Origin of the sequence: Pseudomonas sp. C27(2019) (assembly GCF_008807395.1) — a bacterium.
In the GTDB taxonomy this organism is placed as follows: Bacteria; Pseudomonadota; Gammaproteobacteria; order Pseudomonadales; family Pseudomonadaceae; genus Denitrificimonas.
Window position 1 is genome coordinate 1,161,308 of record NZ_CP043320.1, and the last position, 14,113, is coordinate 1,175,420.

At 47.3% G+C, this 14,113-nt stretch carries 11 protein-coding genes and 2 pseudogenes; 4 read left to right on the plus strand and 9 right to left on the minus strand.

What is annotated here, in order from left to right:
• Positions 1 to 65: 65 nt before the first annotated feature.
• The 5 genes and pseudogenes from FXF61_RS05350 to ppsA form a co-directional block, all read right to left on the minus strand.
• Positions 66 to 1,124, minus strand: a complete 1,059-nt coding sequence (locus tag FXF61_RS05350) for a methyl-accepting chemotaxis protein (RefSeq protein WP_371921501.1) — start codon at positions 1,122 to 1,124, stop codon at positions 66 to 68.
• Between the two features lie 72 nt (positions 1,125 to 1,196).
• Positions 1,197 to 1,694: pseudogene (locus FXF61_RS15280) on the minus strand (MCP four helix bundle domain-containing protein); the annotation flags it as partial.
• A gap of 258 nt (positions 1,695 to 1,952) precedes the next feature.
• Complete coding sequence (locus tag FXF61_RS15285; protein ID WP_371921502.1) at positions 1,953 to 2,498, minus strand: methyl-accepting chemotaxis protein; 546 nt, start codon at positions 2,496 to 2,498, stop codon at positions 1,953 to 1,955.
• A 309-nt stretch (positions 2,499 to 2,807) separates the two neighbouring features.
• Positions 2,808 to 3,875 (minus strand): annotated as a pseudogene (locus FXF61_RS15290) (methyl-accepting chemotaxis protein); the annotation flags it as partial.
• Between the two features lie 653 nt (positions 3,876 to 4,528).
• Entirely contained in the window at positions 4,529 to 6,895 is a 2,367-nt protein-coding gene (gene ppsA, locus FXF61_RS05360) for a phosphoenolpyruvate synthase (RefSeq protein ID WP_151184293.1), read from the minus strand.
• Between the two features lie 152 nt (positions 6,896 to 7,047).
• On the opposite strand from ppsA, the gene FXF61_RS05365 reads away from it, so the two are divergent.
• Complete coding sequence (locus tag FXF61_RS05365; RefSeq protein WP_151184294.1) at positions 7,048 to 7,866, plus strand: pyruvate, water dikinase regulatory protein; 819 nt, start codon at positions 7,048 to 7,050, stop codon at positions 7,864 to 7,866.
• 86 nt (positions 7,867 to 7,952) lie between these two features.
• On the opposite strand, the gene rnt is transcribed toward FXF61_RS05365, so the two are convergent.
• Positions 7,953 to 8,645, minus strand: a complete 693-nt coding sequence (rnt, locus tag FXF61_RS05370) for a ribonuclease T (RefSeq protein ID WP_151184295.1) — start codon at positions 8,643 to 8,645, stop codon at positions 7,953 to 7,955.
• Positions 8,642 to 9,688 (minus strand): dihydroorotase, encoded by a 1,047-nt coding sequence (gene pyrC, locus FXF61_RS05375; protein WP_151184296.1) that lies wholly within the window; start codon positions 9,686 to 9,688, stop codon positions 8,642 to 8,644. Before pyrC ends, rnt begins: the two co-directional genes overlap by 4 nt.
• A 133-nt stretch (positions 9,689 to 9,821) precedes the next feature.
• Between pyrC and FXF61_RS05380 the strand changes: the two genes are divergently transcribed.
• Positions 9,822 to 10,712, plus strand: coding sequence for an OmpA family protein (locus tag FXF61_RS05380; protein ID WP_151184297.1), 891 nt, complete (start codon positions 9,822 to 9,824; stop codon positions 10,710 to 10,712).
• A 10-nt stretch (positions 10,713 to 10,722) separates the two neighbouring features.
• On the opposite strand, the gene FXF61_RS05385 is transcribed toward FXF61_RS05380, so the two are convergent.
• Positions 10,723 to 12,066, minus strand: coding sequence for a sodium:alanine symporter family protein (locus tag FXF61_RS05385; protein ID WP_151184298.1), 1,344 nt, complete (start codon positions 12,064 to 12,066; stop codon positions 10,723 to 10,725).
• A gap of 215 nt (positions 12,067 to 12,281) precedes the next feature.
• Here FXF61_RS05385 and FXF61_RS05390 point away from each other — a divergent pair, with 215 nt between their 5' ends.
• Both FXF61_RS05390 and FXF61_RS05395 read left to right on the plus strand, forming a co-directional pair.
• Complete coding sequence (locus FXF61_RS05390; protein WP_151184299.1) at positions 12,282 to 12,596, plus strand: 3-phosphoglycerate kinase; 315 nt, start codon at positions 12,282 to 12,284, stop codon at positions 12,594 to 12,596.
• A 73-nt stretch (positions 12,597 to 12,669) separates the two neighbouring features.
• The gene (locus FXF61_RS05395; RefSeq protein ID WP_151184300.1) at positions 12,670 to 13,119 is read left to right on the plus strand and encodes a YcgN family cysteine cluster protein; all 450 of its coding nucleotides are present in this window, start codon (positions 12,670 to 12,672) and stop codon (positions 13,117 to 13,119) included.
• A 139-nt stretch (positions 13,120 to 13,258) separates the two neighbouring features.
• Here the strand turns inward: FXF61_RS05395 and FXF61_RS05400 are convergent, their stop codons facing one another.
• A complete protein-coding gene (locus FXF61_RS05400; RefSeq protein WP_178087268.1) occupies positions 13,259 to 14,020 on the minus strand; it encodes an alpha/beta hydrolase in 762 nt (253 codons plus the stop codon).
• Between the last annotated feature and the right edge of the window lie 93 nt (positions 14,021 to 14,113).

Below are 14,113 nucleotides of genomic sequence, written 5' to 3' on the forward strand. Positions count from 1 at the left end.
CTTTGCTCGCTGCTGGTATTGCTTGATAGCGATAGAGTAGAGCGAGCGCAGAGGCTGGCGTAGCTTTAGTCTGTTTTGAACTGTTTAACATTTTGCTCTAGTGATCGCGCCAATGTTTCGAGCTCCTTGCTGGCAGAGGTTATTTTTGCAGCTTCTTGCTCGGCCAAAATAGCAGATTGAGTGATTTGACTAAAATTATCACTGATCTCGTTAGCCACGGCTGATTGTTGCTCTGTGGTTTGCGCAATTTGTTGGTTCATATCGGTAATACGGGTCACCGATGAGTTGATCGTATTCAGTGATTCGCCCGCACGACGAGCTTGGTCAACACTTAAACTGGCCTGTTGTTGGCCTTGAACCATAACCGTCACAGCTTTACTTGAGCCGGCATGCATCTTCTCAATCATTAGGTGAATTTCACGGGTTGAGTCTTGCGTTCTTAAGGCGAGGTTGCGTACTTCATCGGCAACCACAGCAAAGCCACGGCCTTGTTCGCCAGCACGGGCTGCTTCAATCGCCGCGTTTAATGCCAGTAGGTTTGTTTGCTCGGCAATTTCCTCAATCACCTGCATAACTTTACCAATTTGACTGCTGTCTTCAGATAACTGGTCAATAACCTCAGCAGCCTCTAAAACTTTTTCTGCCAAGTCATTGATACTGGTTTGCGTCTTATTAACTTCTTCTTGACCGGCATTGAACTCGTTCATTGCCACTTGCGCCAGTTGTGCCGCCTCACTGGTGTGCCCTGCAACGTGCGTTACAGTGTGAGACATTTGTGAAATAGCCGCCGCACCTTGCTCGGTTGATAGTTTTTGGTTGCCTATCAAGTCTTCGTTTTGATGAGCGGTTAGCAATAAGCTTTCTGATGCGCTTAGTAGCTGTTTTGCAGTGTGCATTGAGTTTTTCGTCAAGGCAGTTAGGTGCGCACTCAGGTCTTTTACCGCACTGAGAATACTATTGCTGGATAGAGCGTCTATCTGCACGGTTAAGTCGCCTGATGCGATTTTGCGAATAACAAATGCAGCTTTTTCTGGCTCGCCACCGATAATTTTTTTCAGACTGTTTACCACGCTCAGTGCCACAGCAATACCCACAATGATTGCGAAAAAAGTAACAATAAGCATGATGGTCTGAAAACTGTTGGTCTGGCCTACAGCGGTGCTGACTTCTTTTTGTATGGAGATTTCTTGGTAGTCAATTAGTGCGTTAATACGCTTAAGCCATTCGCTGTAGGCCGGTGAGACTGTGCCTAATAGCAACGTTGTAGCCTCATTAAAGCGGTTGTTGTTGATCAGGTTGAGTAGCTTTTCTGTTTCAGCAAGGGTGCTGCTTTCGATGTTTTTAATCGCTTGCAGCATGCTTTTTTCTTCAGCGGTTTGAGTGGTGTTTGCATACATGCTGTCTAAGGTAACAGCTGCTTTTTGATAGAAATTATTAAGCTCAATGATATTGTTTTGATGAATAATAGATTTTTCAGTGCTGCCCACTAGAACAGCATCGCGTATAGCGATAGCTCTGTCGTGCACACTGCCACGAAAGTTAATGGCTTGGCGCTGCTCAACGGCTGTTTGCTTGGAAAGCTGATTTAGATTTTTATCGGCAATGCTGATTTTATATAAGCCCAGTACGTTTATGGCCAACATAATAAGCAAAAGAACGCCGAAGCCAGCATACAGGCGGTTGGTGATTTTCATGTATCAATCCTTAAATTCTGGAATTACTTAGTGGATGTATCGCCCATTATGCTTAAAACTGTAATAGTTATGTGGTTGTTTACTGGCTGTAGAAAATTGCGCATACGGCGTCAGGTAAATTGACTGAGCAGGGTACAGTAAAGAGCTGCGCAAGATAAGCCATGCTTTGTCGGCTATGGATGGCGCTTGCCTTTAGAATTGGCCGCTAAGAGTTAACCTCGCACTCAAGGTGCGAGGTTTTCTTTAGGGTATGGATGGCTAGATTTTAAAACGCACGACGAGGCTGTGTAGCTCCTGTCCTAAGCGTGCTAACTCAAGTGACGAAGCAGCTGTTTCTTCTGCTGCCGCTGCCGACTGGTCAGCAGCGCTATTCACATTCACCACGTTGCGGTTGATTTCTTCTGCAACCAAGCTTTGCTCTTCCGCAGCAGTAGCAATTTGTGCGCCCATAGCCTGCATCTCAAGCACCACGCGCGCAATAGCTTGCAATTCATTGTAGGCTTCTTGCACTAATTCCAACGTAGAGTCGGCAAGGGTACGGCTACTGTCCATCATAGCCACCGCATTGCCTGAGCCTTTTTGCAGGCTGTCAATGAGGTCTTCAATTTGTGAAGTTGACTCTTGCGTGCGATGGGCTAAGTTGCGTACTTCATCGGCAACCACAGCAAAGCCACGGCCTGCTTCGCCAGCGCGTGCAGCCTCAATAGCTGCGTTTAGTGCCAAGAGATTGGTTTGATCGGCAAGACCGTTAATGACCGTCAGCACTGCTGAAATATTTTTACTGTCTTCATTTAAACGGTGCATTGCGTCTGCACTTTGCTGCACCTGAGTCGTTAAACGGTTATTGGCATCTAGTGCGCCTTGCAACACTTGCTCGCCATTTATCGCCAAACGATTGGCTTTTTCACCGGATGCCGCAGCGTCTTCTGCATTTCGAGCCACTTCGTGTACTGTTGCAGTCATTTCATTCATTGCTGTCGCAACTTGCTCTGTTTCTTCACGCTGACCAAGCACTACTGCACTGGTTTGTGTGGTGACAGCAGATAATTCTTCTGCGGCAGAAGCAAGTTGTGACGTAAAGCTATCTACTTCTCCTAAAGCGTCACGTAGATTTGTGCGTGTTTGATCCAGCGCATTTAATAAAGCACCAAACTCATCACGGCGTTGCTCCACTCCGCGTCCTGTCATGTCGCGATTACCAATGGCCTGAGCAATAGTAATGGCTTGGCTTAGAGGCTGAGTGATTTGTTTGATAATAAGCCAGCCGATCACAGCACCCAGTACAATTGCTGCTAAAGTTAAGCCTGTTGCAATTGTTTTTGAGTCGCTTATTCCTTGAGCGCCTACATCAATGAGAAAACGCATGCGATCATCAGTTGCATCACTCACGCGCATATAGATGTCACTCATGTTTTTTACAGTTTCAATTTGTATTTTTGTCAGTGGGATCATATTGCGTAGCAAGTCCATATACATCGCAATACCCGTTACACCTTCTGTTGCTAACTCTGCTGCTTTGCCTGAAAGTCGTGGTTGCAGTTTGGCTGCTATATCTTGAATTGTGTTATAGCCTTGTTCTAAATCTTTAATGCTTTGCTCTGTCCCTTCCATCAAAAAGACACGTGCTGTATACGCAAGCATGCGCCGCGCTGCAACAAAATCAGTAACTAAACGTCCCGTCACTGTGCTAAAAAAGTCAGTGTGAATAACAGGTTGCAGCGTTGTGCCATTTATTAAGGTATCAAGTTCAGCAAGTATTTTTTGGCTGTCTGCACCGCTGCTTACCGCTGCAGCAAGATTCATATCTTTATTTTTCTGTGCCTTAGTGTAGCTAGCAAATGATTGCTCAAACTCTTCCGTGTCAAGCACTACTTTATCCATGGCTTGGTCACTACTAACGGCAGCGAGTGTGGTTTTTGCCTCGCTTGCAGTTTGCTTTATCTCATCTGCAATTGATTGCACTTCTTGGATGTAATTATCTCTAGGAGTTGCTTGATATTTTATGCTTGCAATATACAAAGCATTAACGCCGTTATTTATATATGCGATATTACCAGTGTTAGTCGTGCGAGTAGTAATTTGATTTAAGCTACTAAAGTTATTAGCTGCCAGTATTATTAAAAGTAATAATATTGAGCCCATTCCAATAACTAGTTTTGCTGATACTTTAAGATTTTTCATTGATCATTTCCTGTGATCTTGCAAGCCTTGAGTTTTACCACTCACTGGTAAACAGCAGAACTAAGCCAAGCAAATCTAATTAATTGCATACACGTGTTTTTGTGTAAGCTTAGCGCATGCTTAGCTCCTAAACTGATGACTCCAATCAATTTAGTTGCAATCTCGTTCTTAGGGGCTGCACTGCGTAAGCTTTTTAAAGTTTTGAATTATAAATCTACGTTGTAGAGCAATTCAATCACATAATACTAATGATATTTTTTAAAAGTGTTTTCTATCGTGTTTCGCTGGCCAGGGACCTGTTTAAAATGCAAAGAGTCCGGTAACTTATGCTTTTTTGTGCTGATTAACAGGTTCTAAGCATCAATGCTTATAACATTTACCCTGCATTTAAATGTGCGCATGTTTTTGCGAAGGGGTGCGGGCTCTTTTACTGAGCTGATAGCAAAACGCATTTGATATCTGTGCAGCAAATACGCAGATGCTGATTTCACTGCCTAGCATGTTTTTAGCAATGCAGCAGCTGAGGCTTAGAGGTGTTTTGTTATTAGCTGTGGGCGGCGAGTGAGTCGATAGGGCAGCTAAGTGTTGCAGATGAAACATGACACGAAGCTTTACAGCGGCGCAGCCAATTGGATGCGCCGCTGCTTCAGCGTTTAGTTGTCTTCCGAGAGGAACAACCAAGTATCCAGTACTGAGTCTGGATTGAGCGATACGCTTTCGATGCCTTGCTCCATCAGCCAGCGTGCTAGATCAGGGTGATCAGAAGGGCCTTGGCCACAAATACCGATGTATTTACCGGCTTTATTACAGGCTTGGATGGCCATTGATAGCAGTTTTTTAACCGCAGGGTCACGCTCGTCAAACAGGTGCGCAATAACGCCTGAATCACGATCAAGACCTAAGGTCAGTTGCGTCATGTCGTTGGAGCCAATCGAGAAACCATCAAAATGCTCAAGGAACTCATCGGCCAACAGGGCATTGGATGGCAATTCGCACATCATAATCAGACGTAAACCATTTTCACCACGCTTAAGGCCGTACTCTTCGAGTAGGCTGACCACCTGTGCCGCTTCGTTAGTGGTGCGCACGAACGGCACCATCAGCTCGACGTTAGTCAGGCCCATCACATCACGTACACGCTTCATCGCTCGGCATTCGAGCTCAAAGCAGTCGCGGAATGATTCGCTGATATAACGCGAAGCACCACGGAAACCCAGCATTGGGTTTTCTTCAGTCGGCTCGTAGAGTTTGCCGCCAATTAGGTTGGCATACTCATTGGACTTAAAGTCAGACAAGCGCACAATAACTTTTTTCGGCCAGAATGCAGCGGCCAAGGTGCTCACGCCCTCAACCAGCTTATCGACATAGAAATCAACAGGGCTGGCATAACCGGCAATGCGTTTTTCAACACTGTCTTTAATATCATTTGGCAGGCTATCAAAGTTGAGCAGCGCTTTAGGGTGCACGCCAATCATACGGTTGATAATAAACTCAAGGCGCGCTAAGCCAATGCCTTCGTTGGGTAGCTGAGCAAAATCAAAGGCGCGGTCAGGGTTACCCACGTTCATCATAATTTTGAACGGTAGGGCTGGCATGGCATCAATAGAGTTGGTGCGAATATCAAAATTCAATTCACCTTCAAAAATAAAGCCTGTATCACCTTCAGCGCAGGACACAGTAACGCCCTGGCCGTCTTTGAGTAAAGCGGTGGCATTGCCGCAACCTACCACAGCAGGAATACCCAGTTCGCGTGCAATAATAGCCGCGTGACAAGTACGACCACCACGGTTGGTGACAATTGCACTGGCGCGTTTCATCACCGGCTCCCAATCAGGGTCGGTCATGTCAGAGACTAAAACGTCGCCTGGTTGCACTTTATCCATTTCTGAAACATCACGGATGATACGCACAGGACCAGAGCCAATACGCTGGCCAATTGCGCGACCTTCGACCAGAACAGTGCTTTGCTCTTTAAGCAGGTAGCGCTCCATAACGTTAAGGTTGCTGCGGCTTTTAACGGTTTCTGGACGTGCTTGAACGATATAGAGCTTGCCATCGTCACCGTCTTTGGCCCATTCAATATCCATCGGACAGCCATAGTGCTGTTCGATGATCACTGCTTGCTGTGCGAGGTTGGTGACCTCTGCATCAGTCAGGCAGAAGCGCATACGCTCAGCCGGATCAACATCAATAGTGTTGATCGACTTACCAGCGCTAGCATCGCTGCCGTATACCATTTTCAGCGCTTTACTGCCTAAGTTACGGCGTAATACTGCGGGGCGGCCGGCAGCCAGTGTTTGTTTGTGTACATAGAATTCATCAGGGTTAACTGCCCCTTGCACAACCGTTTCACCGAGGCCATAGGCACCAGTGATAAAGACCACATCACGGAAACCTGATTCAGTATCTAAGCTGAACATGACTCCAGCTGTTGCCGTTTCTGAGCGTACCATGCGCTGCACACCAACCGATAAAGCTACATCGCGATGGTCAAAACCTTGGTGCACGCGGTAAGAAATAGCACGGTCATTAAACAGGGAAGCAAACACTTCTTTAGCGGCATGAATAACGTTATCAACACCACGAATATTCAAAAAAGTTTCTTGTTGACCGGCAAAAGAAGCGTCGGGCAAATCTTCTGCAGTCGCAGAGGAACGCACGGCAACCGCCATATTGTCATTGCCATTGGCCATTTCGGCAAAGGCGCTACGAATATCGCTGTCCAGTTGTGCAGGGAAGTCGCTGTCTAAGATCCATTGACGAATTTGCGTGCCGGCTTTAGCGAGCGCGTTAACATCATCAATATCTAAGGTATCCAGTAAGTCATGGATACGGGCGTCAAGATTATTAGTGTCAATAAAATCACGGTATGCTTGCGCAGTGGTAGCAAAACCACCTGGCACTGACACACCAGCGCCTGCAAGGTTGCTGATCATCTCGCCTAGGGAGGCGTTTTTGCCCCCTACACGCTCAACATCATGATTACCGAGCTTATCGAGGGAAACTACGTACTCAACCAAGGTGATCTCTCCACGTCTGTATTGAAAGGGCCAGTGTAATCTATTGGCCTTAATTGGGGAAAATGGGTCACAATGCAGCCTGACAACATGTCTGGCAAAAAACCAGCCTATAATAACCGAGAAACGTTCACGACTTAAGGCTTTTGGCAATTATGAAACGTACAGCTTTTTTTATTTCAGATGGAACGGGTATCACTGCTGAAACACTTGGTCAAAGTTTATTGGCGCAGTTTGGCAATATCAGCTTCCGCCGTCTAACCCGACCTTACATTGATACTGTTGAAAAAGCACAAGCAATGGTACAGCAAATTAATGAGGTTGCGGAAGCAGAGCAATTTCGTCCGATTGTTTTTGACACCATTGTTGATTCCGGTATTAGCGATATCTTATCCACTGCCAATGCATTTAAAGTGGATGTTTTTGCCACGTTTATTTCGCCATTAGAAGAAGAACTCAATGATCGCTCATCGTATTCAGTGGGTACATCGCACTCAATCACGCATAGCGCCAATTATGTAGAGCGTATTGAGGCAGTGCATTTTGCCCTTGATAACGATGACGGCGGTCGTACTCGGCATTATGACAGTGCTGATATTATCCTTGTCGGTGTCTCGCGTTGCGGTAAAACGCCAACCTGCTTGTATATGGCGATGCAGTATGGGATTCGTGCAGCCAACTATCCGCTGACTGAAGATGATATGGAAAGCCTGCAGTTACCCAGCTCGCTAAAGAAATACAAAGAAAAACTATTCGGTCTGACCATTGATGCGGATCGCTTGGCTGCGATTCGTAATGAGCGTAAACCCAACAGCCGCTATGCCAGTTACGCGCAATGTGAGTTTGAAGTGCGTGAAGTGGAAGCTTTGTTTAAGCGCGAAAATATTAACTTTATTAATACCACGCATTTTTCTGTTGAAGAGATTTCTGCAAAAATCTTGGTAGAGAAAGGTATCGAGCGTCGCTTTAAGTGAGGCTTGAGATTTAACTGAGCAAAAATAACGGGCTGTACGCAAATGAGTGTACAGCCCGTATTTGTTTCAGGGTAAAGGCGTGGCGTTTATTCGAAATCGTCCCAGCCGCCCATTTCCTTCCAGCGATTAACAATGCCAAAAAACAACTCTGCAGTTTTTTCAGTGTCGTAGCGAGCATTGTGCGCCTCGCGCGTATCAAAACTGATATGGGCTGCTTCACAGGCTTTGGCTAAGACTGTTTGTCCGTAAGCTAAGCCGCCGAGCGTGGCCGTATCAAAGCTTGAGAACGGGTGGAAAGGGTTGCGCTTAATGCCGCAGCGTTCAACTGCTGCATTTAAAAAGCCCAAATCAAAGTGGCTGTTATGACCCACTAAGACAGCGCGCTTACAGCCGCTGGCTTTCAGTGATTTGCGCACACTTTTAAATATTTCAGCCAGCGCGTGCTCTTCAGAAACGGCCATGCGCAATGGGTGATCAAGCTTAATGCCGGTAAAGTCTAATGCGGCTTGCTCAATATTGGCGCCAGCAAAGGGCTCAACACGAAAAAACAAGGTGTGTTCGGCATAGAGCAGGCCTTCGTCATCCATGGCTGGTATCACTGCGGCAATTTCCAGTAAGGCGTCGGTTGCGCTATTAAAACCACCGGTTTCTACATCGATCACAACGGGTAAATAGCCACGAAAACGTCGTGCCATCGCTGTTTTTAAACCACCGCTGTGTTTGTCGCTGCTGCCATTGTTTTCGTATTCGAACTCGTAGTCTGGAATATCCTTGCTCATGTTTGAGCTCCTAATACGCGCCAGTTTATCGTTTCACCGGCACGCAAAGGCACCAACTGTTGATCAGCAAACTCTAAAGAGGATGGAGCAGTCCAAGGCTCGCGCACCAGAGTGATGCTGTCTTGGTTGCGTGGTAAGCCATAGAAGTCTGCGCCAAAATGGCTGGCAAAGGCTTCAAGTTTATCCAGAGCGTTACGCTGCTCAAAAGCTTCAGCATACAACTCAATGGCAGCATAGGCGGTATAGCAACCGGCACAGCCGCAGGCGATTTCTTTAGCATTTTGCGCATGTGGGGCAGAGTCGGTGCCTAAGAAGAATTTAGACGAACCGCTGGTGGCTGCATCGAGCAAAATATCTTGATGGGTGTTGCGCTTCAAAATCGGCAAGCAGTAAAAATGCGGACGAATACCGCCAGCCAGCATATGGTTGCGGTTATACAGCAAATGATGGGCGGTAATAGTTGCTGCCACCTTGTCACTGGCTGCCGTGACAAACTGCGCGGCATCGGCGGTGGTAATGTGCTCAAGCACAACCTTTAAAGCAGGGAAGCGACCGACCAAGCCCACCAGTTGCTCATCAATAAAGCGCTTTTCACGGTCAAAAATATCAACATCGCTGCGCGTCACTTCACCGTGCACCAATAGCGGCATGCCAACCTCGCTCATGGCTTCAAGTGCTGGGTAAATGGCTTCTATGTTTGTTACGCCGGAATCTGAGTTGGTGGTTGCGCCCGCCGGGTAGAGTTTGGCCGCGTGGATAAAACCACTGGCTTTGGCCTCTTTAATATCCTCAGCAGAGGTATGGTCGGTGAGGTAAATGACCATTAATGGCTCAAATACACTCTGGCTGGGACGGGCACTTAAAATGCGCTCACGGTACTGCTGCGCCTGCATGGTGTTGCGCACCGGCGGAACTAGATTGGGCATAATAATCGCGCGGCCAAAGTAGCGCGCTGCATCGGCAACTGTGTTTTTTAAAACCGCGCCATCGCGCAAATGAATATGCCAATCATCGGGCCGCAGCAAGGTAAGACGGTCAATCATGAAGAATTCCAATCAGTGGATTTAAATACAATAGATCGAATGCTACCGTAAAAGTGCGGTGCGGGCATCCGCTTTAAAGTTTTCTTAACTGTAACCGATAGCATAATAAGTATTCAGGTGATGGGAGAGCGCAATGCGCTTAGCTGTGTTTTCAATTTTGGCAGGTCTGGTGACAACACCCGCGCTAGCGCTGACTTTTCAAACACCTTTAGAAAGTGTGCAATGGGTTGTTGCTGGCGATCGCTTTGAATGCCGCTTGACACAGCGTGTTAAGGGCTTTGGGCAGGGTGAGTTTGTGCGCCGTGCCGGTGAAAGCCCTGTGTTCAAAATGCAGTCACAAGAACGCTGGCTCGGACGCGGTTCAGCGACCTTGCTGGCGGCGGCAGCGCCATGGCGAACAGGTGTGAACGATATCAATTTAGGCCCTGTTGTTGTAGCACATACGGGGGATACACTGCAGTCTTCGCAAGTCCAGGCAGGGCGATTGTTGGCCGCCTTAATTGAAGGGCGAGGACCAATGATTCGTCATCGCACCAGCGAAGGTGACGCCCTTGAAGTACGTCTGCTACCCGCGCATTTTGCTGATGCGTATCAGCGTTATTTAACCTGCACAGCAGACCTATTACCTTATAATTTTGAGCAGCTCAAGCAGACTCGTATTGCTTTCGCTGATACCAACATGGTTCTCAGTGAATCTGCTAAAGGCCGTCTCGACTCAATTGTAGAGTTTATAAAAGAAGATCCGACGGTCAATCAAATTGAACTCGATGGCCACTCAGACAGCTGGGGTAATCGCTTGAGTAATCGTGATATCTCGCGCCGTCGTGCACTGACCGTTAAAGCCTATCTGGTAGAGCAGGGCATAGCTGAAGAACAGATTATTGTACGCTTTCATGGTGAGCGTTATCCGTTAAAGCCCAACAATAGCGCAGCCAACCGCGCACTGAATCGCCGTGTCAATGTCGCCTTATCGCGGGTAGCAAATGCTGAACTTAATGCAGCCAATGAGCAGGACAATGATTAACGTCACGCACTTAGTGTTGAGCAAAATGATCTTTTGTGAGCTTGATCACCACTGGGCTGAGCACCAGTAGCGAAACTAAGTTAGGCAGCGCCATTAAGCCGTTGAGGGTATCTGCCAGTAGCCATACTGTGTTGAGCTGAGAGATTGCGCCCAGCGGTATAACGGCAACCCAGATTAGACGGTAGGGTAAAATGGCGCGTGCACCAAATAAAAACTCCCAGCAGCGTTCACCATAATAACTCCAACCCAAAATTGTGGTAAAAGCAAAGATAACCAATGCGATGGTCAATAAATAGTTGCCTGTGCCAGGCATGGCGGATTCAAACGCAGCAGAGGAGAGTGCTGCACCGCTTAGACCGTTGCTCCATACACCTGAGCAAATAATTGCCAGACCAGTCATGCTGCAAACAATCAGCGTGTCAATAAAGGTACCCATCATACCAATTAAGCCAGAGGTAACAGGGTCTTTGCTGGTGCCTGCAGCTTGAGCAATACCGGCGCTACCTAAACCTGCCTCATTAGAAAAAACGCCGCGCGCCACACCAAAGCGCATCGCTGCAATCATCGCTGCACCGGCAAAACCACCCACTGCCGCATGGCCGTTAAATGCGGAATCAAGGATCAATAGCAGTGCCGCTGGGATGGCTGCATAGTTGACGATCAATACGAAGGCTGCTGCTAGAACATAGGCCAAACACATAAAGGGCACTAAGGTTTGTGCAACCGCGCCAATACGTTGAATACCGCCTAAAATCACCAAGCCTACCAAGGCCATAATGCAAAGACCGCTGAGCCAAGCAGGGATGGCAAAAGAAACAGTAAGGCTGGCCGCCATGCTGTTGACTTGCACCATATTGCCAATACCAAAGCTGGCTAGTCCACCAAACAGCGCAAAACAGGCGCCAAGCCAAGCCCATTTGCGGCCAAGGCCGTTCTTAATCGCGTACATGGGCCCGCCAACAAAATGGTTTTGCCCGTTTTTTTCACGAAAATGCACCGCCAATACCACTTCACAATACTTGGTAGCCATGCCTACTAGTGCTGTGCACCACATCCAAAACAGAGCACCAGGGCCACCTAAAACAATCGCAGTGGCGACGCCTGCAATATTACCGGTACCTACGGTAGCGGCGAGCGTGGTCATGAGGGCGGCAAATGGGCTGATTTGCCCAGTGCTAGCATCACCCTTGGCGCGGCCCTGCCAAATTTCTAAGAAGCCACGCTTAATATTGCAGATGGGCATAAATTTTAATGACAGCATTAAGAACAGGCCACTGCCTAAAATAGCAATCAGCATGGGCGGGCCCCATACCAAGTCATTGATGGTGCTGACAATTGTGTTGAATGTTTGCATAAGACGATTAAAAGATGCTGTGCTGTATGGAGGGGTCAGCAGATAACTGCAGGGTTTATTTAAGCCTGCCGAAAAAGGGCTGGATGTTCAGTGGGGGGATGATAGATGGCTGATGCTTGCAAATAAAGCATTTTTTCTAGGCTTTTATTACTGTAGACGCAGCTTATGCGTGTTGATGCGTTACACTGTTGCGGTAAATTGAAGGGGCAGAGACGATGAGAAAACTTACATTACTGCTGGCGCTGATGTTTCCAGTCGCAGTACTTGCATTTCCATTTGATGTTGAAAAAACGCTCAATGGTGCGCAAATTGCCGTTGATACCTTGGCTTTAAGTGATAATTTAGCTTCGGCTTCTTTAAGCAACTACGGCCAGCGTGATGCCGTATGCAAAGTGCGCTTTCGTAACGGCCCTGAAGCACCACGCACTCGAAAAACACGCGTGCGCGCCGGTGAAACTGCGCATGTGACCGCACGCTTTAATTCAACAGTGATTCGAATGCGGGTCAATGTTGAATGCAAGCAGGATTAATTCTAGGATCACTTGGCTTAGTGCTCGGTATGGGTCGAGCGGAGTAGGTAGAAAAGAGTAGGTAGAGAAAAGTATGGCGGCAATTGTTGAAGCGTTTTGGAAGCGTAAAAGCTTAGCAGAGCTGGATCAGGAAGAATGGGAATCGTTGTGTGACGGCTGTGGTTTGTGCTGCTTGCAAAAACTTGAAGATGAAGACGATGGCGCGGTGTATTACACCAATATCGCTTGTAAATTACTCGATTTAGATACCGCACGTTGCAGTAATTATGCGAACCGCAAAACGTTTGTGCCGGATTGCATTCAGCTGACCGCTGATCAGGCCGGTGCATTTAAGTGGTTACCGAGCACCTGCGCATACCGCCTCGTATCTGAAGGTAAAGACTTGTTCGTTTGGCACCATTTGGTCTGTGGCAATAGGGATGCAGTGCATACTGAGCGCATCTCACAACTGGGGCGTATGGTCAGTGAGTTGGAGGTGGCGCAAGAGGATTGGGAAAAGCACCTGATATTTAGATCAGGCTAATGGCGTATTTGCGCAAATCATTGCGTACTAAATGCTGCTCAATTAATGCTGCTAAATTTAAGTCACTACGCAGCATCAGTGCCGCTGTATTAGAGCGTCAACATCAATATTTAAAAACTGTATTTTGTATGCGTCAGCTTTACTCTTGGCAGCGCTGATGCGCAATGAACTGCAACGTCGCTTTTCTTAGTTCAGGAAATGCGAATGACATAATATGCGGGCCTTTGGAGTCGAGCCAGCATAGTTGTTGCTCAGGATGAGCCTGTTGCCACTTTTTATAGAGTTTTTTGCCCTGTTTATATGGAATAATTTCGTCGTTTGGGCTGTGCATAATCAGCACAGGAAGATTGATGCTTTCTATATGCTTTATTGAGTCCCACCGACTAGGAATTAAGACGGTAAAAGGCCAAATAAACCAGCCAACGATATTGCTGCTCATGGCGCTGCGGGCGGTTGCAGCAATACTCATCAGTGGCGCATCTAAAATCAAAGCGTGAATGTCATACTTTTGCGCAGCCTGCGCAGTAAAGTTGATTGCTAGAACTGAACCAATACTTTGCCCCAAGATGATAAGTTTTTTTCCTGGGTACTCTTGCTTCATCCACAGTGCTGCGGCTTCGAGATCTTGCAGCATTTCAGGTAGCCGAGCTTTGCCTTCAGAGGCACCAAAGCCACGGTAATCGAGAGACAGCACGCTGACGCCGCTTTTGGCTAACCAATAGATACTGTGGCTGTGGCTGGAGATATTCTCAGCGTTACCGTGTAAATATAACACCATGCTATTCGAGTCTGGCTCGCTGCCCTGTGCTGGTATCCACCATGCATGCAGATTTGTGCCATCTTCTGCTTTAAGCCAGACATCTTGGTACGCAAGCCCAGCGTCTTTCGGGGTTGAAATCAAAGTTTTTTGTGGGTAGAAAAACAACGCTGATATAGATGTACAGCCTGTAAGAGCGATAACGCTAACAAGGGTGGATAATTTATAAAGTAAACT

Coding starts and splice junctions, on each gene's coding strand:
- pyrC (WP_151184296.1), bottom strand. CDS start 9,688: ATGATTGACCGTCTTACCTTGCTGCGGCCCGATGATTGGCATATTCAT.
- FXF61_RS05390 (WP_151184299.1), top strand. CDS start 12,282: ATGAGAAAACTTACATTACTGCTGGCGCTGATGTTTCCAGTCGCAGTA.
- FXF61_RS05350 (WP_371921501.1), bottom strand. CDS start 1,124: ATGCTTATTGTTACTTTTTTCGCAATCATTGTGGGTATTGCTGTGGCA.
- FXF61_RS15285 (WP_371921502.1), bottom strand. CDS start 2,498: ATGCACCGTTTAAATGAAGACAGTAAAAATATTTCAGCAGTGCTGACG.
- FXF61_RS05365 (WP_151184294.1), top strand. CDS start 7,048: ATGAAACGTACAGCTTTTTTTATTTCAGATGGAACGGGTATCACTGCT.
- FXF61_RS05395 (WP_151184300.1), top strand. CDS start 12,670: ATGGCGGCAATTGTTGAAGCGTTTTGGAAGCGTAAAAGCTTAGCAGAG.
- rnt (WP_151184295.1), bottom strand. CDS start 8,645: ATGAGCAAGGATATTCCAGACTACGAGTTCGAATACGAAAACAATGGC.
- FXF61_RS05385 (WP_151184298.1), bottom strand. CDS start 12,066: ATGCAAACATTCAACACAATTGTCAGCACCATCAATGACTTGGTATGG.
- FXF61_RS05380 (WP_151184297.1), top strand. CDS start 9,822: ATGCGCTTAGCTGTGTTTTCAATTTTGGCAGGTCTGGTGACAACACCC.